This is a genomic window from Alpinimonas psychrophila (genome assembly GCF_014137865.1).
GTDB classification, from domain to species: domain Bacteria; phylum Actinomycetota; class Actinomycetes; order Actinomycetales; family Microbacteriaceae; genus Alpinimonas; species Alpinimonas psychrophila.
In genome coordinates, this window is the sequence record NZ_JACGWU010000001.1 from 68,363 (window position 1) to 91,619 (window position 23,257).

Here is a 23,257-nt window from a genome sequence, read left to right on the forward strand (position 1 = left end):
GAGAGGTAGGCTCAGCGGAAAATTCGGATATCAGAGTGGGTGTTCTTGACGGAGTGCGGTCAAATCAAATGACCACGCGTTCACTCTGATCGGATTTCCCTTTGGGTACTCGAAGTCCTGCTCTCCGCGGAACGCAAAGCCGACAGATTTACAAAGTGAATTCGAAGCTGTGTTGTCTACGCGAGGGAATGCCACCACATCCTGACGGTCGCCGAACGCTGCCGCGTGTTGCAGACACTCTCTCAGTGCACGGGAAGCTAAACCCCGACCCTGGTACCGAGTCTCGATGCTCCACCCGGCTTCGTAGACTCCCACGTTCGCCCACTTCGTCTTCCAGTAACCGACAGATCCGACGGGCTCGCCCTCGGAGTCGGTCCTGATCGTGAACATACGCGCTTCGTCGTCTTCCCACCGACGGAGGAAGTTCGCTTGGCGTTTCACCAGCTGCTCTGGGGATTCCGGACCACCGAGAAACGTTGTCATCTCGGGAGTGTTACTTCGCTGCAATACCGGCAAATCATCAACTGTCCAGGGCAGCAAGAAAACCTGATCCTTCATAGCTTGACCCTATAGGCCACTGGTTTGGCTGAGAGGCTCCGGCGTTGCTTGCTCTGGTTTATCAGTCAATTTGTTCGGCCAAAGCGACGATGATGCCCGCGGGGCCGCGGAGATAGCAAAGCCGGAAAGTACTCTCGTACTGTGCCACCTCGCCGAGGAGTTCTGCGCCGTGGATGCGCAAGCGGGCGATCGTGTCGTCGATGTCGTCGACGGTGAACATGACACGATGAAGGCCCAACGTGTTCGGCGGCGGCGGCGGGCTCTCCGGCTCGGTGCTTGTCGGCGCTGGGGTGTGGTATTTGGTCAGCTCCAGCTTGCTGAGGCCGTCCGGGGTTCGCATCATCGCAATGTCACTCCGGACGCCGTCAAGTCCAACGGTGCGGTCCGCCCACGGGCCTTCGATCTGTCCCCGGCCTTCGAACTCCATGCCGAGCGCGGTGAAGAACGACACAGCCGCGTCTAGGTCGGAAACAATGATGGCGACGTTGTCCATCCGCTGAATGCTCATGTCTCTGAGCTTAATGAGCGTGGAGAAATATGGTTGCTGGATGGTGAATTGGGTAGGGTTCAAACGCTTGTGCCCGAACGCTTCTAATCGTGAATCACAGCGAGACCACGGCGTTTTAGGTCGGCGAGGCCGTCTCGCATGGCCTGCAATTGCTCGGGTGAGTGTCCGATCCAATCCACGAGTTCACCAACAACCTTCACCGACTCCCGGGTGCGGTACGACCGAGTCGGATTGCCGGGGAACTTCTTATCCGTCACGTTTGGGTCGTCTTCGACGCTGCCTGTCGGTTCCACGATATAGATCCGTCCAGGACTTTCTCCCGCGGATAGTTCGGCACCCCACGTTGCGGCATCCAGGGTGGCGGTCATGTAGACGTGATTTGAGATCCTGCCTTCTTCAAAGTTTGAGCCGCCTCCCGGAACCAACAGGTCTCCCACCGAAAGGGACGCCTTTGTTCCGTGAAACAGGACGCCCGATTCGTGGACTTCGAATGGTTTGGGTTCGTTCGACATGCATACTCCTAAAGGTTCGATGGTGAGATGTTAGCCCGGCCGCCCCATTACGATAGCAACGCTCTCTGTGGTGAAACGAGCCGGGAGTAGACGCCCGCACGTTCTCTAACGTTGGGGTGGGGCTCGAGACTCCCCAGTGCCACTATTTTTTGGATGGTTGAAACTGTTGCTAGTTCGAAGTGGTCAGGACTAGAAAGTCATCCCCTGTCGGTAGAGTCGAAGAAGAGAGCCAAGAGGTTCTGATGCTTCTCAGCAAGGACGACAGTGTCGCTCAATAAATCAAACAAGCATTCCCAACTACTTACTGAGAAATTGGGAACCTATCATCGGGCCGAAGACGAACGGCTGGACGGTGCGCTGTTGACCGAAGGGGAGTCGATCTAATGGAAAACAGCCGCGAATCAATTCCCCATGAGGTGGCAGAGCTCCTGGGCTACTACGTCTATGCGCTTCGGGATCCACGCGATGGGCGTGTTTTCTACGTGGGCAAGGGTGTAAGGGGCCGGATCAACGCCCATTCTCAGGAAGCCGGAAAGAACCCAGCCTCGGAGCGGGCCAAGCTTCATAAGATTAATGACATCGAAGCATCCGGCAGTCGTGTCGAACTTCTCTTTCTGCGCACAGGAATCACCGATGAGGCGACCTCGTTTATGGTTGAGCAGGCCGTAATCGACGCATTCGCAGCCAACCACCAACCACTCACCAATCTCGTCAAAGGCCATCATGCCGGAGAACACGGATTGGCGACGCTCGACGCAGTCATTGCCCGCCACGGAGCCTTGCCAACCCCTCAGATTGCTGAGCCGTTGATCATGGTGAAGATCAATCGTGCTTGGCTCCCTGACATGAACGATCAGGAACTCTACGAGGTGACTCGGGGGCACTGGAAGATTCGACGCGAAGTGCGTGATCAAGCGAAGTATGCGTTGGGCGTTGCTCACGGGGTGGTCCGTGGCGCTTATAGCGTCGACTCCTGGTTCCCATCCGCGCAACCCGGCGAGGCAGGACGGTGGGGATTCGTCGGGGAGCCCGCTACTGAATTGAAGCATGTCATTGGGACCCATGTGCGGGATTCGTTCGCACCCGGGAGCCAGAATCCGTACCGGAAATTCTTGAGCGGGTACAAAATGGATGCAGCAGTTGCAAGCGAAGAAGCCGAGATTCTATGACCGCTTCGACAAAGGCGACATTTAGCCCATTCTGACCGATCTGAGCTACGTAGTGCTTCGCCTGGCCGTGGCAGCGCAGTGGCGAGTAGCAGTCATTGTGATGAGGCCGGGAAGCCGCAATCTTTGCTGAGAAGTTCGCGATACCCCGCGTCAATACGTGATGTTTGTACCCCGGGAGCATAGGGTTTTGCCTGTGTGGCGTCTTGATCGAAAGTCTGCCGACGGTTATCCGTCGGCGAATAATGGCGGCTCGTCTAATGAAGATGAGAACGTCCCGATGAGTGACGACCCCATCCGCCTCGATTCGGGGCCCACAGAACGGGTCACGTCGGTGTCGATAACCTCAGCAACTTTCTCCACAGCGCGGCCAGAATCTGCCGAGTCTTCTCCGTTGCCAACGTCGCACTCGGCTGCGTTCACGGCCATTAATGTCGCTGCACCAACGTGGCAAGAATGGCGCGAAGAACTCGGGCAGGTCGGAGGCACCTCGCCGCTGCTGCAGTTCGTCGACACTCCGCGCACCAGAATTGACCTCACCTCGATGCATCCTGGCGGTTTGCCGCAGTTCATTTCGGGGCAGTCCACGTTGCTCTCGCACCTCATTCGTGAAGACTTTGCCCTGCGTAATGCTCGGCTCGCGGCCACGGCCATCGCCGCCAAAAGTGTTGAGCTGCGATCCATGCGCGGCATCGAATCGGTCTACGTTGCCATTGGCTTGGCAACGTGGGAATTCGGAGAGCTCAGCTTTTGTGGGCCCGTGCTCTTGCGCCCCATGTCGCTTCGTCGCTACGGCAAAGACTTTGAACTAAAACTCAGCGGTCGCGCTTTTGTGAACCCGCAATTGGTGCGCGCCTTGGAAAGTCAGTTCCAGGTTTCTCTCGATACCGAGGCTTTTGTGGCTTTGGCTCACGACAACGGCACGTTTAAACCGCAGCCGGTGATCGATCGCTTGCGTGGCTTGACGCAACATGTGCCGTCATTCGCCGTGGAGCCGCGGCTCCTCGTGTCCACGTTTGCCGACGTGTCGGCAAGCATGGTGGCCGATGTGCGTCAGTTGGAGCATCCGGTGCTGGATGCGTTGGCAGGCAACATTTCGGCGCGTGCCGCCCTCAATAATGGTTTTCTCGACGTTGTGGCCACCGGCCAAGACGAGCGCCCGACGGCCACCGACACCTTGTTGCTCGACGCGGACGCCGAGCAAGAACAAGTTGTTGCGGAGATTCTCGCCGGGAACAGCATGGTCGTGAAGACCCTTCCGGGCACCGGAGGCACCCAGACCATCGTCAACGCGCTGGGCGCCCTGACCGCGCAACACAAGCGCGTGCTAATTGTGGGAGCCCGTCGCTCCAGCCTTGACTCCATCTTTCAGCGGCTCGAGCAGGTGGGCTTGGACGGCCTGACCGTCTCACCCCGTACCCTTCGCAAAGACCTGATCAGCGCGATTTTGCGCAACGAGAAGGCCACGCGCCCCAACGTCACGGATGTTGACGATGCGCTCATGCGGTTGCGCAAAGTTCTGGTGGACTACCGCACGTCGCTCGGACGCCGCGACGAAGTGCTGGGGGTTTCTGCTCTCGAAGCGCTCGAGGAACTGTCACGTCTGAGTCTGCTGCCGACTGCTCCCGCAACCACCGCGCGTCTTCCGAAGCGCGCTATCGAAGGCTTGGCGTCTGGCCGCACCGACGCAGCGCAGAGTTTGATCACCGCGGCCGCCCTCGGCGAGTTCAAGTACGGCCCCGATGACTCGCCTTGGTACGGCGCCGATTTCTCCACCACCGCGGAGGCAACGGCCGCTCACGACTTGGCCAAACGGATCCACGCCATTGACCTGCCCCGACTCCTAGAGCGTGCGGACACCGTTTTTGGCCGCACCCGCATGCGTCCGTTCGAGAACATGATCGAGCTGGGCATCTATATCCGCCTGCTCATCGACATTCGCGAGACGCTGGATAAGTTCTTGCCCGCCGTCTATGACCGTCCCCTCACCGAGCTCATTACGGCCACGGCCGGGCGACGCGGGGGCGACATGACGAGCGCCAATCGTAGACGCCTGCGCAAGCTCGCGGATGAGTATGTGCGCCCGGGCGCGAACGTGTCAGATATGAATGACTCGCTTACGCGCATCCAGCAGCAACGCGTGCTGTGGCAGCGTTATGTTGTCGCCGGAGCCGTGCCCGAAGTGCCGGTTGGCGTGGGCGATTTGCAAGCCGCGTACCAACGCGTTGTGGATGACCTCACGCAGCTCGACATGCCGCTTGGGGCAACGGGCACGACAGAGTCTCTAGTGCGGCTCGATCTGGTGGGTCTGCGCAACAAGATTGGATCGCTGGCGGCGGAGTCCGAAGTTTTGGCTAATCTCCAGGAGCGCACCACTCTGTTGGCATACCTTCGTGAACTCGATTTAGACGTTCTGCTCGCCGATCTCTCGGCTCGGCATGTACTCGAGGCTGATGTTGCCAACGAGCTCGAACTCGCCTGGTGGCAGTCGGTTCTGGAAGGCATGCTGGTCGAGGATAAAGCACTTCTGAGCGCCAATACCGCCATTTTGGATCGTCTCGAATCGGACTTCCGCATGGTCGATGAGGCCCACGCTTCGGCCAACGGCCAACTCCTGGCAGCCCGTTTATCAGACCTCTGGAAAATCGGACTCGTGGACTGGCCCGATGAGGCTGACCGCCTTCGCCGCACACTTCGGGGCGACCAGATCACCCCGGCCGAACTCTTTCGGATCGCGCCACGGCTTTCGCGAGCCATCTCACCAATCTGGGCGTGCTCGCCGTATGAGGCGCACCTGATTCCCAGAGATGTTGCCTTTGACGCTGTTTTCTTGCTGGATGCTGGCGCCACCACCATTGCCGAAAACGCGGGCGCTATTCGTCGGGGTTCCGCCATCGTCGTTTTCGGTGATCCCGTCACTCAGACACCTTCGCGCTTTGAAACCGGGCTTGGTGAGGACAGCAATGGCATGTTGCGTGCTCCCGTGGGCGATGCAGATGCGTGGCACTCGCGCTCGGCCCTCGCCAAGCTTTCTGAGGTTTTGACCGTTCGCACGCTCACGCACAGCTATCGTGCCGGTGGCGAAGACCTCGCCGATGTGGTGAACCGTCGTTTCTACGGCGGCAAGATTACGTCCCTTCCCTGGGCCGGAACGTTCCTCGGCCACTCCAGCCTGCGCCTGCGGTACATCGCGGACGGTACTGGCATGCCCGACCCCGTTTCTGGGGCGATTGAGAGCGTCGACGCCGAAGTGGCGAAGGTTGTGGAGTTGGTGCTCGCTCACGCGGCCGACCGCCCCACCGAATCTTTAATGGTGATCACGGCTAGCCCCAAGCACGCCGTTCGCGTGGAGCAGTCGGTACTCTCAGCATTTGCGCGTCGCAGTGACTTAGCCGAATTTATTCTGGCCGACCGCGCCGAACCCTTCGCCGTCATGACGTTGGAGCAGGCCGTTGCGCAGAGCCGCGACCGCGTCATTTTCTCCCTCGGTTACGGGCGCACCCCGCACGGTCGTTTACTCTCTGACTTCGGTGCCCTCGCCAAGCCGGGGGGAGAGCGTTTGCTGGCCGTGGGAATGACGCGCGCCCGCCGATCCATGGAAATTGTGTCGTGCTTCCGCCCCGGTGACATTGAAGAGAGTCGTCTCAGCGGCGGCATGCGGGCGCTCGCGGAAGTTCTCTCGGAGACGGATCGCACCCCCACTCTTGTTCGGAATGACGCGGATGCTGAACCCATGCTCGTCGAGTTGGCCGAACGCCTCGTGGCTCGCGGTTTGACCGTCTCACTTAATCACGGCGAAGAAATTGCTCTCGCTGCGTCGTTCGAGGGGCGGGCGGTTGCCGTCGAGACCGATGCGTTGCTCGGTCGGGGTAGCCTGCGTGAGTCGCTGCGGTTGCGACCGGAAATGCTGCGCCGCCTGGGTTGGCATTACCTGCGCGTGCACAGCTTCGAGTTATTCGCCGACCCCGAAGCCGTGGCCACGCGCATTGCGAGCTTGATCGGCGCTGTCACTGACGATGACGTGTCAACCGGCCCGATTGTGTTGCCCGCGCGTGATGCTGCGGGTGCTGGTGCGCATGCCGGAGCTCATGCCTAAGAAAGCGAAAGATCTCGAGAGTGCCGATTCGAAGAAATCGGGCATTCGAGAGACAGGTTCGCCGACTCCCGCGCTGGCAAAGAAGGCCAGGGTTTCTCGGCGTGTGAAATGGATTCAACCAGGATCTACCGAGAATCCGGCCAGCAGTGACACCGAAGTGCCCGAGCGGGATCGCCCAGAAAACTGGGGCGATCGGGCAACGCGCACTCGTTCAGGGGCAAACACGAGCAACGACGAGCAACTTCGCCGCGACAAGCCACCGCACTGGGGCTAGCCGCAGTATCTGCTGCTCTGAGCAAACGCACCGACGGGTGGCTGTTCTGTCTAACGTCGGGCGACCGGATATCGGGCGATTTAACGCGGGGTGACCTAGTGCCGGGCCGGTTGTGTTCGTAACTCCTGTAAATCTTCGGACGTCACGTTGCAGGACTGAAGTAGACCCCCGTATTCTCGGGCTTTTTGTTCCCATCGGACGAACGCGTGGGAAAAATTACAGGAGTTACGCACGATGGGACGTCGCCAGTGCCCACTGTGGGAAGGATGTGCCGCAGGGCGGGACGAGATCAAGCAAATCTGAGTTCTCAAGCCCGCAGGAGAACTCGGATTAGTTCATGGCTTTAGGAGAACTCGGACTAGTTTGAGGAACTGGAAGAACTGGAAGAGCCGGACGACGAAGTGGAAGGCTTCGAGGGGGCGGAGCCGCTGGAGCCTGAGCCGCTGGAGCCTGAGCCGCTGGAGCCTGAGCCGCTGGAGCCTGAACCACTGGAGCTTGAGCCGCCCGAACCGCCTGAGCCGCTGGACGAGCTAGAAGAGCTCGAGGAGCTGGCCTTGCCTGCCTTACTGGGCTTGCCGGAGGAACCGGCAGCGGCACGGGAGTCTGTGCGGTAGAAACCAGAGCCGTTGAAGGTCACGCCGACCATGGCGAAGATTTTGCGGAGCTTGCCGTTGCAGACGGGGCAGACCGTGAGGGAGTCTTCGCTCAGTGCCTGCTGAATGTCGAACGCATTGTCACATTCGGTACAACGGTAAGAATAGGTTGGCACGGTGAATCTCCGGACGTTAGTAGGTGCAGAAGTTGTAGAGAGGTCAGAAAGTGATGAGTGCTGACGGGGTAACAACACCGTCAACGGGCTGGTCATGAATTTCGCGCGGCAGGTCTTCCAGCAGCTCTTCATCGAAGATGATCGCATAGACGGGCGGGCGTTTGTCCATGGAACCGAGAGTCTTGTCAAAGTAGCCGCGACCCCAGCCCATGCGCGTCCCTGAACTGTCTACCGCTGATGCGGGAACGAGAATGAGGTCGACATCGTTGATGGCGATCGGCCCAAGGAGCTCGCCGGTGGGTTCTGGGAGGCCGTGAAGGCCCTCGTTCTCTTCATCCGTTCCGTTGGCTACGGCCCAGTCGAGCAGGCCGTCATCACGGGACACCGGTAGAAGAACCCGAATGCCTTGCTCGAAGGCCCAGGAAAGGAACGGACGCGTTTCCGGCTCCGTTGGACCAGCCAAATAACACGAGAGGCTCTTGATGCCGCGGGCCGCCACAAGATTCTTGAGGTGCTCGGTGATGCTCGACGTGGCGGCGTCGCGCGCCAGATCGGGCATTCCTCGGCGGCGTTCACGAATATCTGCCCTGAGGGCTCGCTTGGTGGACACGGCGGTGTCGGGCAGGTCTTCAGACATGTTTCCAGTCTAAGCGGCCCGGATGGGCGCTACTTTCGGGAACACTGAGGTTCGCTGGCTAGACTTCGACCATGAAATCTCGTGTGACAAAAGCCGTCATTCCCGCCGCTGGTCTCGGAACGAGGTTTTTACCCGCAACCAAAGCACTGCCGAAAGAGATGCTGCCGGTGGTTGATAAGCCGGCCATCCAGTACGTCGTTGAAGAGGCGGTAAACGCGGGACTCATCGATATTTTGATGATAACCGGGCGCAACAAGAATGCGTTGGAGAACCACTTCGACCGCAACTTCGAATTGGAAGCGCGGCTCGAGGAGAAAGGTGACGACTCTCGCCTCGATAAGGTCACCCATTCCACCGACTTAGCTGATATTCACTATGTTCGCCAGGGTGATCCTCTCGGACTGGGGCACGCTGTTTCTAAGGCCGCGATGCACGTGGGACAGGAACCATTTGCGCTCCTGCTGGGCGACGACATCATTGACGAAGAATTCGATTTGCTCGTTCAGATGATTGCGGAGCACAGCGAGAGAAACGCCACAATCGTCGCCCTGATGGAGGTGCCCGACGAGCTTGTCTCCAGCTATGGCATTGCCTCCATCGAGGCGACCGAGAAAGAGGGCGTGGTTCGGATCACCGGCCTCGTGGAGAAACCTGAGTTGGGGCAGCAACCCTCGAACTACGCCGTTATCGGCCGTTACATTTTGCAACCCGAAGTCTTTGCTGTTCTTGCCGAGACAAAGCCCGGCCGCGGTGGCGAGATCCAGCTCACGGATGCTTTGGCCGTCCTGGCCAAAGACACCAACCTTGCGGGGGGTGTCTACGGAATCGTTTTCTCTGGCCGTCGTTACGACACCGGTGACCGACTCTCCTACCTGCAGGCCGTGGTCCAAATTGCGGCCCACCGCAAGGACCTGGGGGTGGCCTTCAGTGCGTGGTTGGTTGACTACGCCGCTTCGCTCCCTGCGCAAGAGAAGTAGCAATTCAGGATGAGCCCAAACATCCCCGATCTGACGAGTGGCCGCATCTCGATTCGCGGTATTCGGCCCCGAGATGCCAAGCCGTTGGAACGCGAGCTCATGCTGAACCGGTCATGGTTGCGAAAGTGGGAGGCGACCACGCCCCAAAGTTTTATCTCCTTTGACACTAAGGGGAGCATCCGGTCGTTATTGAACGCTGCCCGTTTTGGAGGAGCGCTTCCCTTCGCCATTGAACTGGATGGCGAATTTGTGGGGCAACTCAACGTGTCGGGCATCGTGATGGGGTCGTTGTCTTCGGCACAGCTGGGGTATTGGGTTTCCGAGCGTGCCGCCGGGAATGGGGCAACCCCGACGGCCGTTGCGCTGGCCACGGACTATTGTTTTCGCCGGATGAACCTCCACCGCATGGAGATCTGCATTCGGCCCGAGAACGCGGCTTCGCTGCGCGTAGTGGAGAAGTTGGGCTTTCGTTACGAGGGCCTTCGTCGCCGCTACATCCATATCAACGGGGATTGGCGTGACCACTTTTCGTTCGCGTTGACCCGCGAAGACGTGCCGGGAGGGGTGCTCGATCGCTGGCTCAGCGGGAGTGTTCCGGCGGGGGCGACGCATATTCCCGAGGGCGACATTGCCGCGGCGGCCTCGGGAACAGATTCTCCGTAACCTCAACACACCCGGAGAGCTTAAAGTGCAATGGGGTACATGTCTCGTACCTTTGAAGCATGAGCGGTGACTTTCTTGGGGGCGGACTGGTTTTTGCCATTGCCGCGACGCTGTGGATCGTCTATTTGATTCCCACGTGGCTCCGCCGTCGCACGTTTGATGCCACCGAACTCAATGCCATTCGCATGCAACAGACAATTCGCGCGCTCGCTGAAACCACGCAACTGCCCACGGAGCTCCGAGTCGAAGCGTCGGCTCGCGGGGTTGCCGAACAAAAGCGTGTCCTCCGGGAAGCGGAGACACAGGCACGCCTTCAGTTGCGTGCCGCCACCGCGGCCGCGATTGGGTATGACGATGCTGGTCACCGTGCGCGAGCTCGCCGTCGCCGCCAACGTCTTGCCGCGAGTGTGGTCTTGTTGGCATCCGTCATGGGAATTGTTACCGGAATCACGTTCATCGTGACGCAACAAGGATGGCAACTTTTGGCCGGCTCGTGCGTGGCGTTTGCGGTTGCCATCATCGTCCAAAATGAACTGTCCGGGGCCGTTGTCGTCAACGCTCGCAGCGCCAGTTCCGGCGTCTTTGCGGCGCAGGCGTTTGCAGACCACGCGCCGGTTGTCGCGCAAGCGAACTCTCGAACCTGGACCCCTACGGCTCTGCCTCGGCCGATGCACCTTTCTGAAGGATCCATTGCGGCGGCGGTTGTTGCCTCCCAAGCTGCGGCCGAGCGGTTGCGTCTGTCCGGTGCCGAGGCGGCCCTCGTGGAACGCCTGCGCGCCGCGGGAAATATCAACCCGGCAATCCGCGTCTCGGCGCCAGCGCCAACACCGGTCGTCGGCCGATTCACCAGTATGGGTGTCGTTGGCGACACCGGTACCCACACTCAAACGGGTCATCTTGACCTGGATGCCGCACTGCGCCGCCGCCGCGCTGCCGGATAGTTCACCAACAATTAGGGCTTTAGTACACCTGCTGTCCAACTGAGCGTCGCCTTGTCTTAAGGCGGTCCTTTCATAGTTGGTGAATGAGCACCCCTACCCTTTCGCGTCTTGGCCTCTGGGTCATGATGGGCGTTTTCATCGCTTGTGCGGTGTGGGTCTTTGTGGGGTTTTTCAACCTTCATGAACCGGATGCCCGAGCTGGCACCTTCACCCAGACAACAATCATCGGTGCGCCCGTCTCCCTTTCGGCGGAGTTTGCTCCGGCGGATGACTCGGGCACCCACACCCAGTTGGCCTCCCTTGAGGGCGGTAACGCTCAGAAGATCGACCTAACCTGGGCAGCCTCCGCAGCGGAATCTACGGGGATTCCTCTTCGTGCCGTTCTGGGGTATGCCGGGGCAACTGTGGTGGTGAACGCCGAACAGCCGTCGTGCAATCTGACCTGGACGACCATTGCGGCAATTGGCAATGTCGAATCTGGCCATGGCACGCACGCCGGGTCGCATATTTCTGCCAACGGTGTGACGCAACCGCCTATCTATGGGCCGCTGCTCGATGGCGCGTCTTATGACGCCGTGAGCGACACCGATGGCGGTCAGTTTGACGGCAATATCCTGTTCGACCGGGCGGTCGGGCCATTGCAATTCATCCCCTCGACGTGGGAACGCTGGGGCGCGGACGGTAACGGTGATGGCATCAGGGATCCTCAACAAATCGATGATGCGGCGCTGGCGACCGCACGATACCTCTGTCATTACGGCGATTTATCCGGCGTCGATGGCTGGCGCACGGCCATTTTTGCCTACAACCATGTGGAGTCCTACGTCGACGGTGTTGCCGCGATGGCCAACATTTACGCTGAGCGAGCGGGCTCATGAGTGCGGACAAAGATGGTCTCATCTCCGACCGTTATCAACTCGGTGGGCTGCTCGGCAGTGGTGCTTCCGCCTCCGTCTATGAGGCGACCGATATGGCCACGGGGGAGCGCGTTGCCCTCAAAATATTGCACCCCCAGTTCTCACAAACGGCTGCGCTGCGGGTAGCTTTTTTGGAAGAAGCTCGAATAACGGCCGGGATCACGCACCCGAATCTTGCTGCCGTGCTCGACTTTGGCATTCACGATCCGCGTCGGCAGAACAGGGCGTGGATCGCCATGGAATTTGCGTCCGGCATGAGCCTGGCCGAGTTCATTGAGACGGTGGGCCTGCCGTCCCCGGCGGAAGCGTTGGCCGTGGCCGATGGTGTCTTGGATGCCCTCTCGGCGATTCATGATTCTGGGCTTGTGCATCGTGACGTGACACCGCACAACATCATGGTGGAGGCCGGCCCCGACGGTTTTCTCACCGCTTCGGGTGTTCACCTCATTGACTTTGGTCTCGTCGATATTGCAGGGGAATCCTCCACTGGTACCCATGTGCTTCGGCATGTGGCGCCTGCTCATGAGGGCGAGCGCGCGGGCGTCATCGGAAGCGCCAATTACATTTCGCCCGAACAAGCCCGTGGTAACGGAGTCGATTCGCGCGGAGACCTCTATCAAGTCGGATGCGTTCTCTACTTTGCTCTGACGGGACAACCGCCTTTTCCGGCCCACACTCACGAAGAGACATTGCACGCTCATGCTGTCTTGCCGCCACCGGTGCCTTCAGTGTTGCGCCCAGAAGTTTCCGCGGCAATCGATCGAATCGTGGTGCGAGCGATGCTCAAGGCACCGGTGAGCCGGTTCGGTTCGGTTGCCGATTTTAGAGCTTCTATTCTGGCGGCAAACCTGGCGCTACAGCGGTCGGCGGAGAACACGACCGACATTGCGATCGCCGGCCACGAATTGGATGCGTCCCATAACGGTGGACGCACGCGCGTTCTTCCCCGAACAAGCGTTGCAGAAGATGGAAATCGCACGGCGTTGATCGGGGGAGCTGCTTTCGGGCAGGCTCCGGGTCGCGACCTGGCAAACGCGGCTAGGGGTCGTTCTGCCGTCGGGGCGGCAGCGTCAGGGCGTCGTTCCTCACGCTCGTTCTGGCTCGTTGTCATTCCAACGTTGCTGGCGGCCGTCGTGGGAGTGAGTGTCGTCTCTGCGGGCGCCAGTACTTCGGCCATCCCGGCAACCGATACGGGTTCCCCGACGCCACCGCCCACGAGCCCATCGCCGACACCGTCCACGTTTGACGGTCCCGCCATGATTTCCGTTCCCGCTATTGGTGGATCTCAGGCGGTCGCCGCCAGAATTCTCATCCTCCGGTCAGGGCTGAAGATTTCTGGTGAACGCGTCGAAGACTCATCCTTGGCGGCGGATACTGTGCTCGCCCTGACACCGGGGGCGGGGGAGCTCGTAGCCCCCGGCACTTCGCTGAGCCTGGTGATCGCCTCGGGCTCGAACCGAGTGCCCACTCTCGTCGGGGTAACCCAAGCCGAGGCAATCACGCTTCTGCACGCTGCCGGATTCACGGTCGTCATCACGACCGGTACGGTGCAGGGGCCTCAGCCCGGCCACGTCATGGAATCCTCGCCCAGCGCGGGAGCATCGCTGCGCTTGGGGTCTTCCGTCACGGTGGTGCTGGCCCCGCCGGACTCAACGGCACCGTCGACGACAGTCACCCAAACCCCGGCACCAACCGTCGGCACATCATCGACGCCGGTTCCTGCTGCCTGAACCGATAAATGTAAAACCTATAATCCATCTCGTCGCAATCCTCCCGCTACCTCTTGTTCACTTTGCGCCAGCAGAATATTGAGTTGAGTGAGGTGAGCATTGTCCGAAGGAAGCCGTTTTCAATCGATCGAGGATGTCCTCATCTCGAATTCGCGTACCCCTGTTCTCGAAGGTGAACGCGAGCACGATCGCAAAGAGAATCACGAACCCGTTTCGGGCCGCCGCAGCCTTGTTTCCAAGCCTTCACGCTCGGACTCCGTCTTTCGCAACGTCTCCTACGCGGCCGGCATGGCGACGGTCGGCATCATGCTTGCCGTCGGCGTCTTCCTCACTCTGCGCGCTTCCGATGCGCTCAGCGTTGCTGGTTTCTCCTTTCTCACGGAACAAGAATGGTCGCCAGAAACACAAAAGTTTGGCATCGCGGCGGTTCTCTTTGGAACCATCACGATCGCCCTTATTGCCTTGTGTGTTTCAGTTCCGCTTTCTCTGGGGGCCGCGCTCCTCATTTCTGAAATTGTTTCCCCCAAGGTGCGCACTGCACTCATCACCTTGGTCGACCTCATGGCCGCTGTGCCCAGCGTCATTTTTGGGCTCTGGGGTGTCTTCTACTTGCAAGCCAATGTCATTCCGGTTTCTCAGTGGATCTCGACAAATTTTGGCTGGATCCCCATTTTTCGCGTATCAAACGCTGCCGGCGAGTTGGCAACCGAGGCTAGCGCGTTCACATCTTCCGCCTTTATCGCTGGAATCGTTGTTGGATTGATGGTTGTGCCGACGCAGACCTCGGTTATGCGGGAAGCTTTCTCGCAGACGCCCATGGGCGAACGCGAAGGTGCCTTGGCCCTGGGGTCAACGCGCTGGGGCATGATTCAGACCGTCGTTCTTCCTTTTGGTCGCGGTGGCATCATCGGTGGCGTCATGCTGGGCCTCGGCCGCGCACTCGGCGAGACCATCGCCGTCTACATGATCATTTCGCCCATCTTCGTCATCAACTGGGAGCTCCTGAAAACGGGCACAAACTCCGTTTCCTCCCTCATCGCCTTGCGCTACGGGGAGTCCAGTCAGTTTGGCCTCTCGGCGCTCATGGCTGCGGGGCTCGTTCTCTTTCTCATCACGCTCGCGATTAACTTCACGGCTTCCTCAATCGTGGCGCGGTCGCGTTCCGGCGCGGAGAGCGGCTAATCATGACAATTATTCCTGACACCACTTCGGCGCCATTCGTGGAGAGCCTGTTGGATGACGGCACGCCGAACCCTCGGGCTCGCACCTTTATCCCAAACTCTGAAGGCGTCGAAACCGCTGCCCGCCGCCACATCCATGGAACTCCTCTTGAGGAGAGGTTCAACGTCTTTGGTGCGGCTGCCGCGGGCATATCGGTCGCCATCCTGCTCTTTGGCTGGTTCGCCCCGTTGACGGGTCAGGTCGGCTGGGCTGTCGTTGCCTTTATTGGTTTCCTGGGCTTCTACGCGGTGCTGGTATCCCTCAAAGCAGATGGCCAAGAAGTCAAAGACCGCGTCATGATTTCTCTTCTTTACTCCGCAGCGGCGATTTTGTTGGGCGCTCTCCTTTTTGTTGTCATCTACACCCTGGCTCGCGGCCAAGAAGCACTTCCTCACGCGAACTTCTTTTTTGACACGATGTTGCTTGCCGGTCCTCTCGATCCGCTCACTGTGGGTGGAATTGCCCACGCCATTGTGGGAACGCTCATGCAGATTGGGATGGCCCTTGCCCTGGCCGTCCCTCTGGGGATCACGACCGCTGTGTTTTTGAATGAAATTGGTGGAAAATTTGCCCGCTTTGTGCGCACTATTTCCGATGCCATGACGGCTTTGCCTTCCATCGTTGCCGGACTATTCGTCTACGCAGCGATTATCACGCTGATCACCCACCAGCGCTCAGGGTTTGCAGCAGCGATGGCCATCATGGTCATGATGCTCCCCATCATCATTCGTGCCTCGGATGTTGTTTTACGTCTTGTCGCAGGAAATCTTCGCGAGGCCTCCTATGCGCTGGGCTCCACGAAGTGGCGCACTGTCTGGCACGTTGTTCTGCCCACGGCACGGTCCGGTCTTGTCACCGCCGTCATCCTTGGGACCGCTCGCGGCATTGGTGAAACGTCGCCGGTGTTGCTTACGTCTGGTGTGACATCCGTCATGAACTTGAACCCTTTTGAGGGCCCCATGATTTCTTTACCCCTGCAGGTCTTTGCCTTCGTGAGGTCGCCCGAGCCCAACATGGTGGCTCGTGGCTTTGGAACTGCCGCCGTCCTTCTCCTTCTCGTCCTGGTGTTGTTCGCTCTGGCGCGTGTATTTGGGGGCAGGGGCCCCGGCCAGCTTTCGGTTCGTCAGCAGCGGGCCACTGTTGAGCGCAGCGGCCGTGACGCCATGCGCATCACAATTTCTTCCGGTCGTCGTGCGCGCGCTCTCGAGCTCCCCAGCGATGCTGCGTCTCTGAATTCCTCTGGCCCAGATTCCTCTTCCCCCGCTCCTAAGGAGACACTTTCGTGAGTCCGTCCCACGCACGTTCATCGCAGCTTCGCCGCCGCACCCTGAGCGCCAGTTTTGGCATTGTTCTGGTTGGAATAATGGTGTTCGCAGGCGCTTCGGCAGCAAATGCTGAGTCCTATGACCCCATCACGGGAACTGGGTCCACATGGTCTCAGAACGCACTGGACCAATGGCGCAAGAACGTTGCGTCCAACTACGGCATGACTGTGAACTACTCGGGTACCGGATCCTCCGCCGGCCGCCGCGACTACATCGGTGGCACGGTGGACTACGCCGTCAGCGAGATCCCGTTTCAGGCAAACCCGGAGGATGGATCGCCAGCGGAGATTCCACCCCGAGGCTACGCCTACATGCCCATCGTCGCCGGTGGAACGTCGTTCATGTACAACCTGAAAATCGGTGGTCAGCGAGTATCCAACTTGCGCCTCAGCGGCGACACCGTAACCAAAATATTTAGCGGTGCCATCAGTAAATGGAACGATCCGGTCATCGCCGCCGATAACCCCGGTCTGGCGATGCCCGACAAGACAATCACGCCGGTCGTGCGCTCGGATGGCTCGGGATCAACGGCGCAGTTCACTCTCTGGATGTCCAAACAATATCCCTCGATTTGGACCACAGGAATGACCTCCATCTTTCCTGGCCTGGCGGGCTCAAAAGGACAAAGCGGATCATCGGGCGTGGCCGGTTACGTCAGCCAGGACTATGGGGAGGGCTCCATAACCTATGTCGAGTATTCCTATGCTCTCGAGGCCGGTTTCCCCGTTGCCAAGATCCTAAACGCTGCTGGATACTACGTAGAGCCGACATCGTCTTCTGTGGCAGTGGCCCTCTTACAAGCTCAAATTGCGGGTGACCTCACGCAGATTCTCGATGGGGTCTACAACAACGCAGATCCACGGACCTACGCCCTCTCGAGTTATTCCTACATGATTGTGCCCACTGAGGTTGGGGGTGTCTTCACCGTGGGTAAGGGCAAGACGCTCAGCACCTTCGCCAAGTACATGCTGTGTGAAGGGCAACAACAGGCTGCCGATTTGGGCTACTCGCCCCTTCCGATGAACCTCGTCATCGCCGGATTCACGCAAGTAGCGCGTATTCCTGGTACTGCCGTTCCTGCTTTTGACCCCAGTTCCTGCAACAACCCCACGTTCAAGCCCGGCGAGGACCCCAATAACAACTTGCTGGCTCAAACAGCACCGCAACCAGCCACGTGCGACAAACGAGGCCCTGACCAGTGCACGACCGGCACCGGTGGCGCCTCAGCAACAGAGACGGCAATTTCGGGAACAGGGAACGGCGGAAGTGCATCAGGTTCAGCAACCGGTAGCTCCAGTGCCTCGGGTGCGTCGACGACGGCCTACGACGAATATGGCAACTCAGTCTCCGGGGGGACGGGGGTTGCGGGTGCCGTTTCGGCATCCCCCTTCACCCTTGCCCAAGACTCGTGGGGGACCCCTCAAAACATCATGTTAGCTGCGGGGCTTTTTGTTGTCCTCGCAGCCGTTGTGCCTCCTTTCGTCGCCCCTCAAATGCAACGTCTCATGCAAAAAAGGAAGCGCTAAAACCACTAAACCTAAAACGACATTTAGGGTGACTGAATCATTCTCTTTTCGTTTACTTCGTAGACACTTAGCACTTTTATTCTCGTGACATGCCCACAAAAGTGTGGGAATCACCTGAGAGGTTGCTGTGCTGTCACGTCGTCGCCATCGTAAAAACCCGCTCATTCTGAGTGCGAGTGCCACCGGCATTATTGTCGGTCTCCTCGTGAGCGTTTCCACGGGTTTGGCGATTTCAATTACGGATTCTCAAGCGGCTCATGCCAATTCCTCCAGCAGCCAGACTCTGGCGGCTGTGGACTACGATTTGACGGCGTCAGCGGATCCTCAGCATCAAAAATTCCCCATGCCAAATTTGGCCGTGACCGTTTCACAGACGAGTGACCTCGTCTCTCAGGGCATCGTGGTCTCTTGGACGGGGGCGGAGCAATCCGTCAAACCGGACGGCTCAACGGGAGGAAAGAACTTTCTTCAGATCGCCCAGTGTTGGGGGGAGGACCCCCTGAACCCGGGTCATCCCGATCGCACTACGTGCCAGTACGGCGGCTTCTCCGGCAAAGCAGGGGCCGCACGAAGTAACACCGTTGCGTGCGCCAATGTGAATCCGGATCCCGCTGGCGACGATATCAACCAGCCCGTTCTTGATCCGAACGATTTTGTTTACACAACCGGAAAAGAAGCCGACTACACGGCCGCGAATGCGTGCCCTTCCGTTGGCAGTCCATTCACCGGGATTCCGTTTCGCGCCGCAAACGATGGGGGAGTCATTGCCTCTGTATTCCCTGATCCCACGGGTGCTGATACCTCTGGTCGCCGCCATGCATACTACCTCGACCCGATAACGGGTTGGGTCCAAAAGTCGACCGGTGAGAAACTGCAAAATGGAGTGGCGTTGCCGGCAGGAATTAACGGGGTCAACCTCCAGGCCAATCAGTTCTATTCGCAATATACGACGAACGAGGTCCCCTGGGCGGGCTCGGGTGCCGGTGGATCCGGTTCCTACAAGTTTGAGATTCAAAATGCCGTTCAGAATCCTTACTTGGGCTGCGGTACAAACGTGACGCTGCTTGATGGTTCGCAAGGACCACAACCCTGCTGGCTCGTCGTGATCCCTCGCGGCGTTTCCGACTCCGGGGCGAGTGGCATTACAAAATCCGGATTGTTCTGGGATGCGTGGAAGCACCACATCGCTTTCAAACTGGATTTCAAACCACTCGCTGTTCGCTGTGATATTGGCGGGACGGAGAAGCAGCTCTCGGGTAGTGAGCTCATAGCGGGGGCGGTCGCCTCGTGGCAGCCAAAGTTGTGCTCGGGCGCGGCGGGGTCGTCGTTCGTCCTCAGTACGGGCAACGAAGAGGACGCCCTCACGAAAGCCAGCCAGACCTCTCCTAGTCCGCTCGCGCTGACGTCCAGACCGCTTCAGTCTTCGGGAAAAGACCCGGTGCAGTATGCCCCGGTTGCGCTGTCTGGACTGGCACTTTCCTTTTCCATTGATCGCAATGTTCGCGTCACGTCGGATTTGCCCGCGGGGTACGCCGCTAAAGACGCTGAAGCATTCACTTCGATGAAGCTCACGCCCCGCTTGGTGGCGAAGCTCCTGACAAATTCCTACGTGGAATCGCTCCCGGCGGGCGGCAATCTCGCGCACATCGGTTACGTCAATTATTCCAACGCTGGCCCCAATGCCCTCAACTTGACGAAAGATCCAGACTTTCTTAAGGTCAATGACGATAATCCTGAGTGGAAGTATCAAGCGCTCTCGGGGCCGTCGCTTGCCGACCTGCTGCTCCCTTTGGGACGGTCGGATGAGGCCCTTCAGCTCTGGAGCTATGTCATGAGCGATCCGGATGCGGTAGCTTTCCTCGGCGGGGCCGCCGACTCTTGGGGAATGAAGGTCAACCCGTGGTATTCGACTAATTCCAGCATCAATCCCTCGGGAACCGGAATGAAGCTCCCGCGAACAAACTTTCCGAAAGCCGACCCGGTAGAGAAAATTACCGCCTCTGAGGGATTGATCAACCTCGTCACGTGGCGACCGTACACGTCGGATTTTGATCAGGGCGCGAGCCTTACCCTCCGCGGTGACGGGCTCGAGTTGGGCGACTGGACCCCCGCCAGCACGCCTCCAAAGTATGGCAAGAGCGTTCGCCAGCTTGCGGGCACGCAGCGAGTGGTAGCCGTCACAACGGCGGCTTCCGCCAACCTCTATCAAAATGTCACAGCGTCTCTCCTCAATTCGGCTGGCGAATTTGTTGCTCCCACACAGGCGGGAATGGCAGCAGCAGCAGCAGCGATGACCCCTACAGAGAAGAATTCCAGTGTCGTGGAGTACAACTTTGAAAGTGCCCAAGCGTTGGCGGCAGCCGATGCCTATCCGCTCACAATGCCGGTGTACGCCGCGTTGAACCCCTTGCAAACCGATGCGCAATTGAGGGCAAAATATTCCGGGTTCATTCGGTATGCCGTGCAGAGTGGCCAAACTTCCGGAACGAGTATTGGTCAGTTGCCTCCCGGCTACGCTCCGATTCCGCAATCATGGGCTGACCAAGCGCTCGCCTCGGCGACGGCGATCGAGCAGGGGATTAGTCCGCTCAGTCTGGTAACGCCCAGCACGACAGCAGGTGGTCAAAGTTCCCAAACCGCGGCGCGGCGCGCTGTGCCGCTTCCGAGCGATGTTGCCGCTACCGACCCAAACCCACAAGCTTCGGGCGCACCTGCCGGTGCCCTCGTTGGTAAACCTACGCCCGATGACCCCGTGCTGGGTCCGGTTTCGGCGGCCATTCCTGCCGGCTTATTGTCGGGGCTGAGTGCCGCAGCGGCCTTCCCCCTGTTCTCGCGCTTTCGACGGCGGCTCCCCTAAAGATTTCCCAAATTTGAGGAATGCCTCGAGCTTTTCACCACGAGCATTGTCCTCAAAAAAAAGACTTGCCTAATCGGGTTGGTCTCAGCACAAAAACGAAAGGTTACACAGTGATCTCCAAGAAGGTTGTTGCGCTCTGCGCGACAGTTGGCGTTGCCGTTTCCGGTCTCGCATTTGCACTTCCCGCCAACGCTGAGCCTGTTTCTAACAGCTACTCCATCGTTGGATCTGACACGCTCGAAGACGTGGTCAGCGCTATTGCAAACGGCTCCAACCTCACTGGCTCCACTGTGCGGGCAACTGCGGGCGGTGCCACTATCGGCTCGTTCGATGCAACGGGTTCATCCTCCATCATCACAAAGCCTTACGGAACGCGTTTCGCTCGCCCCAATGGTTCCGGTGACGGCAAACTCGCCCTCTCACGCTCCATCGATGGTGTCGGCTACACGTCGAACGCCTCCGGCGCCAGTGGAGTTCTTCCGTTGACGATCATCGCCGATCAGGTCGATATCGCTCGTTCATCGAGTGCCTCTGCGGAGAACACTGCTGGAACACTATGGCAGGTCCCCTTCGGCCGCGACGCCTTTGCTTACGCCTACGACTCCGCCTCGACCGTCGCGGGAATTGGCACGATCAGTAACGCTGACATGGCGAACCTGTACTTGTGCGATGCCACGACATTGGCAACCTACGCGGTTACGCCCGTCATTCCCCAGGCTGGTTCCGGTACCCGCAAAGACTGGCTCTCAAAATTGGGGTTGACCGAAACCACCTTGAAAACTGTCAGCGAGGGTGGCTGCGTCACTGAGGGCCAGGAGCACGATGCTTCAGCGCTTGGCATTAACCAGATCATGCCCATGTCTGCTTCGCGCTGGGTTGCGATGAACACGGGTGCCAGCTTCGCCAAGATGAAGAGCACGACCGTTCTCGGTTCGCTCGTCACTGGGCAGTCGCCGGTTACAGGCACGGGAATCAGCATGGTTCCCAACGCCACGTACTACGCCGACACCAAATGGGGTCGCGACACTGTTTTGGTTGTGGAGTTTGCTCGCATTGACTCAACCAACGCAAAGTACGACGCCAACCTTGCGGCATTGCTGAACCCTGCATCCAGCCAGAGCCTCGCAAACCTCACCTTCACTGGTGCCACCAAGGCAGGAACGCTCAAAGGCAAATTCGGATTCGTTGCGCCCTTGAGCAGTGTCGCCTTCAAAATTGCCGCTTCCTAAATCCCATAACAATCGAAAAGGACAGTGAAAATAATGTTTAGCACAAAGAAAATTCGCTTAGCCGCCGTGGCGGTTGTCTCGATTGCCTGTGTCGCTCTCGCTGCAGGGTCGGCTTCGGCTGTCGTGCAGGGCAACGGCTCAGACTCCGGTCTGTATCTTTATGACGCCGTTCCCGCGCTCGCCGCCAGTAATGCCGTGTGGGCCTGGACCTCAGAGGCCTATGGTGCATCCAGCGCGACGGATGCAAATGCCGTGATCACCTGCTCGACCGGGTCTACGGGTGTCAAGACATTCATCGCCCTTGCCGGCGACGAGCGCATCGTTGCCAACTGGAAAGCATCGGCAGCGTCGGCGTTCATGTCGGGAACGAAGACAGTCTTGTCTCCCAACTTGTCGCTCGCATCACAGGTGAACGGTAACGCCGCAGCCGTCAAAGCTGCCGGCGGTAGCTACAGCCTCGGTGTCGCCTGCACGAGCAACTCGGGTGTCACCGTCACAGGAGCGGTCTACCGCACCATCAGCGTGACGGCCAGCACGGGCGCTTGGACAGCAACGGATGCCGTGGTCACCGATCAGTTCCGGTTCACAACCCAGCCTGCATCGCAGACGGTTGCCGTGGGTTCGAACGTCACGTTCACAGCAGCCACCTCGGGTACCCCAGCTCAACTCAGTATCCAGTGGCAGAAGGCTGAATCGACAGCCACAACTACCTTCGCTGACGTCGCTGGGGCAACTACGGGTACCCTCGTTGTGACCTCCGTTACCGATGCTGACAATGGTGACGTGTACCGTGCGGTTGCCACGAACAGCGCCGGAAACGTGAACTCCAGCTCCGCAATCCTGACAGTCTCCGCGACTACGGGTTCTGTGGGCATGAGCGCGGGCGTTGTCGCCGCACAAGATGGAGCCCTGAGTCTCTCAGTTCCCGCTAATGCGACCGTCACCTTCAACACTCCGACTCTGGTGTCAAACAAGTCGACTGCGACCGGCGCCATGCCGGACATCACGGTCAACGATGCTCGCGTCAGCTCGCGTCCAGGGTGGTCATTGTCCGCTTCGGTCAATGACTTCTCGTACCTCACCAACACCATCAGCAAGTCGCAGCTTGGCTTTGCTCCGGCAAAGGTGAGCGCAACCGCTGTGGCAACGCAAGCTGGTGTGACTCAGGTCGCGGGAGCTGCTGTTTACCCAGCTGTCATCGCAACCGGTACCGCCGCTAACACCGTGGGAAACACCGTATTGAATGGTGTTCTTACGTTCGTGGCTCCTCAGGAAAAGCCTGCGGGAACCTACACCTCGACGATGACGCTCACGCTCATCACGAACTAGCAAAAGTGAATGGTGGGGAGGG

Annotated in this window: 19 protein-coding genes; 14 read left to right on the forward strand and 5 right to left on the reverse strand. The window is 59.2% G+C overall.

The genetic code is table 11. The features are described 5' to 3' along the window. Positions 1-30: 30 nt before the first annotated feature. The 3 genes from FB555_RS00380 to arr all read right to left on the reverse strand — a co-directional run bounded on the left by FB555_RS00380 (position 31) and on the right by arr (position 1,578). A complete protein-coding gene (locus FB555_RS00380; RefSeq protein ID WP_182483480.1) occupies positions 31-558 on the reverse strand; it encodes a GNAT family N-acetyltransferase in 528 nt (175 codons plus the stop codon). 61 nt (positions 559-619) lie between these two features. Continuing rightward, positions 620-1,066 (reverse strand): VOC family protein, encoded by a 447-nt coding sequence (locus FB555_RS00385; protein WP_220475721.1) that lies wholly within the window; start codon positions 1,064-1,066, stop codon positions 620-622. Between the two features lie 83 nt (positions 1,067-1,149). Then, positions 1,150-1,578: an NAD(+)--rifampin ADP-ribosyltransferase gene (gene arr / locus FB555_RS00390; RefSeq protein ID WP_182483481.1), complete on the reverse strand. Its 429-nt coding sequence runs from the start codon at positions 1,576-1,578 to the stop codon at positions 1,150-1,152. Positions 1,579-1,961: 383 nt separating this feature from the next. Between arr and FB555_RS00395 the strand changes: the two genes are divergently transcribed. The 3 genes from FB555_RS00395 to FB555_RS00405 all read left to right on the forward strand — a co-directional run bounded on the left by FB555_RS00395 (position 1,962) and on the right by FB555_RS00405 (position 7,114). Further along, the gene (locus FB555_RS00395; protein WP_182483482.1) at positions 1,962-2,747 is read left to right on the forward strand and encodes an LEM-3-like GIY-YIG domain-containing protein; all 786 of its coding nucleotides are present in this window, start codon (positions 1,962-1,964) and stop codon (positions 2,745-2,747) included. Between the two features lie 277 nt (positions 2,748-3,024). After that, positions 3,025-6,840: an ATP-binding protein gene (locus tag FB555_RS00400; RefSeq protein ID WP_182483483.1), complete on the forward strand. Its 3,816-nt coding sequence runs from the start codon at positions 3,025-3,027 to the stop codon at positions 6,838-6,840. Beyond that, positions 6,833-7,114, forward strand: coding sequence for a hypothetical protein (locus FB555_RS00405; protein WP_182484303.1), 282 nt, complete (start codon positions 6,833-6,835; stop codon positions 7,112-7,114). Before FB555_RS00400 ends, FB555_RS00405 begins: the two co-directional genes overlap by 8 nt. Positions 7,115-7,472: 358 nt before the next feature. Here FB555_RS00405 and FB555_RS00410 read toward each other — a convergent pair whose 3' ends face one another. Both FB555_RS00410 and FB555_RS00415 read right to left on the reverse strand, forming a co-directional pair. Continuing rightward, positions 7,473-7,883: an FmdB family zinc ribbon protein gene (locus FB555_RS00410; protein WP_182483484.1), complete on the reverse strand. Its 411-nt coding sequence runs from the start codon at positions 7,881-7,883 to the stop codon at positions 7,473-7,475. A gap of 43 nt (positions 7,884-7,926) precedes the next feature. After that, on the reverse strand, positions 7,927-8,520 hold the full coding sequence (locus tag FB555_RS00415; RefSeq protein ID WP_182483485.1) for a 5-formyltetrahydrofolate cyclo-ligase: 594 nt from the start codon (positions 8,518-8,520) through the stop codon (positions 7,927-7,929). Between the two features lie 71 nt (positions 8,521-8,591). Here FB555_RS00415 and galU point away from each other — a divergent pair, with 71 nt between their 5' ends. The 11 genes from galU (at position 8,592) to FB555_RS00470 (ending at position 23,235) form a co-directional block, all read left to right on the forward strand. Next, positions 8,592-9,497, forward strand: a complete 906-nt coding sequence (gene galU / locus FB555_RS00420; RefSeq protein ID WP_182483486.1) for a UTP--glucose-1-phosphate uridylyltransferase GalU — start codon at positions 8,592-8,594, stop codon at positions 9,495-9,497. Between the two features lie 9 nt (positions 9,498-9,506). Next, positions 9,507-10,160, forward strand: coding sequence for a GNAT family N-acetyltransferase (locus FB555_RS00425; RefSeq protein WP_182483487.1), 654 nt, complete (start codon positions 9,507-9,509; stop codon positions 10,158-10,160). A 59-nt stretch (positions 10,161-10,219) separates the two neighbouring features. Continuing rightward, positions 10,220-11,101, forward strand: coding sequence for a hypothetical protein (locus FB555_RS00430; RefSeq protein ID WP_182483488.1), 882 nt, complete (start codon positions 10,220-10,222; stop codon positions 11,099-11,101). A gap of 83 nt (positions 11,102-11,184) precedes the next feature. After that, positions 11,185-11,979 carry a lytic transglycosylase domain-containing protein gene (locus tag FB555_RS00435; RefSeq protein WP_182483489.1) on the forward strand — a complete coding sequence of 265 codons (795 nt, stop codon included), beginning with the start codon at positions 11,185-11,187 and terminating at the stop codon, positions 11,977-11,979. After that, on the forward strand, positions 11,976-13,748 hold the full coding sequence (locus FB555_RS00440; protein ID WP_182483490.1) for a protein kinase domain-containing protein: 1,773 nt from the start codon (positions 11,976-11,978) through the stop codon (positions 13,746-13,748). The genes FB555_RS00435 and FB555_RS00440 overlap by 4 nt, the downstream gene beginning before the upstream one ends. A gap of 99 nt (positions 13,749-13,847) precedes the next feature. Further along, positions 13,848-14,930 carry a phosphate ABC transporter permease subunit PstC gene (gene pstC, locus FB555_RS00445; protein ID WP_246323488.1) on the forward strand — a complete coding sequence of 361 codons (1,083 nt, stop codon included), beginning with the start codon at positions 13,848-13,850 and terminating at the stop codon, positions 14,928-14,930. A gap of 2 nt (positions 14,931-14,932) precedes the next feature. Beyond that, the gene (gene pstA, locus FB555_RS00450; protein WP_182483491.1) at positions 14,933-16,255 is read left to right on the forward strand and encodes a phosphate ABC transporter permease PstA; all 1,323 of its coding nucleotides are present in this window, start codon (positions 14,933-14,935) and stop codon (positions 16,253-16,255) included. After that, on the forward strand, positions 16,252-17,820 hold the full coding sequence (gene pstS / locus FB555_RS00455) for a phosphate ABC transporter substrate-binding protein PstS (protein ID WP_343046359.1): 1,569 nt from the start codon (positions 16,252-16,254) through the stop codon (positions 17,818-17,820). Before pstA ends, pstS begins: the two co-directional genes overlap by 4 nt. Before the next feature lie 127 nt (positions 17,821-17,947). Next, positions 17,948-20,677, forward strand: a complete 2,730-nt coding sequence (locus FB555_RS00460; RefSeq protein ID WP_182483492.1) for a hypothetical protein — start codon at positions 17,948-17,950, stop codon at positions 20,675-20,677. 110 nt (positions 20,678-20,787) lie between these two features. Beyond that, positions 20,788-21,906: a hypothetical protein gene (locus tag FB555_RS00465; protein WP_182483493.1), complete on the forward strand. Its 1,119-nt coding sequence runs from the start codon at positions 20,788-20,790 to the stop codon at positions 21,904-21,906. 33 nt (positions 21,907-21,939) lie between these two features. After that, on the forward strand, positions 21,940-23,235 hold the full coding sequence (locus FB555_RS00470; RefSeq protein WP_182483494.1) for an immunoglobulin domain-containing protein: 1,296 nt from the start codon (positions 21,940-21,942) through the stop codon (positions 23,233-23,235). Positions 23,236-23,257 lie beyond the last annotated feature (22 nt).

Bases quoted from the DNA above. Each gene is read 5' to 3' on its own strand.
- FB555_RS00430 (WP_182483488.1), top strand. From the start codon at position 10,220: ATGAGCGGTGACTTTCTTGGGGGCGGACTGGTTTTTGCCATTGCCGCG.
- FB555_RS00400 (WP_182483483.1), top strand. From the start codon at position 3,025: ATGAGTGACGACCCCATCCGCCTCGATTCGGGGCCCACAGAACGGGTC.
- FB555_RS00435 (WP_182483489.1), top strand. From the start codon at position 11,185: ATGAGCACCCCTACCCTTTCGCGTCTTGGCCTCTGGGTCATGATGGGC.
- FB555_RS00405 (WP_182484303.1), top strand. From the start codon at position 6,833: ATGCCTAAGAAAGCGAAAGATCTCGAGAGTGCCGATTCGAAGAAATCG.
- FB555_RS00415 (WP_182483485.1), bottom strand. From the start codon at position 8,520: ATGTCTGAAGACCTGCCCGACACCGCCGTGTCCACCAAGCGAGCCCTC.
- FB555_RS00440 (WP_182483490.1), top strand. From the start codon at position 11,976: ATGAGTGCGGACAAAGATGGTCTCATCTCCGACCGTTATCAACTCGGT.
- FB555_RS00395 (WP_182483482.1), top strand. From the start codon at position 1,962: ATGGAAAACAGCCGCGAATCAATTCCCCATGAGGTGGCAGAGCTCCTG.
- FB555_RS00380 (WP_182483480.1), bottom strand. From the start codon at position 558: ATGAAGGATCAGGTTTTCTTGCTGCCCTGGACAGTTGATGATTTGCCG.
- arr (WP_182483481.1), bottom strand. From the start codon at position 1,578: ATGTCGAACGAACCCAAACCATTCGAAGTCCACGAATCGGGCGTCCTG.
- galU (WP_182483486.1), top strand. From the start codon at position 8,592: ATGAAATCTCGTGTGACAAAAGCCGTCATTCCCGCCGCTGGTCTCGGA.
- FB555_RS00385 (WP_220475721.1), bottom strand. From the start codon at position 1,066: ATGAGCATTCAGCGGATGGACAACGTCGCCATCATTGTTTCCGACCTA.
- FB555_RS00425 (WP_182483487.1), top strand. From the start codon at position 9,507: ATGAGCCCAAACATCCCCGATCTGACGAGTGGCCGCATCTCGATTCGC.
- FB555_RS00470 (WP_182483494.1), top strand. From the start codon at position 21,940: ATGTTTAGCACAAAGAAAATTCGCTTAGCCGCCGTGGCGGTTGTCTCG.
- pstA (WP_182483491.1), top strand. From the start codon at position 14,933: ATGACAATTATTCCTGACACCACTTCGGCGCCATTCGTGGAGAGCCTG.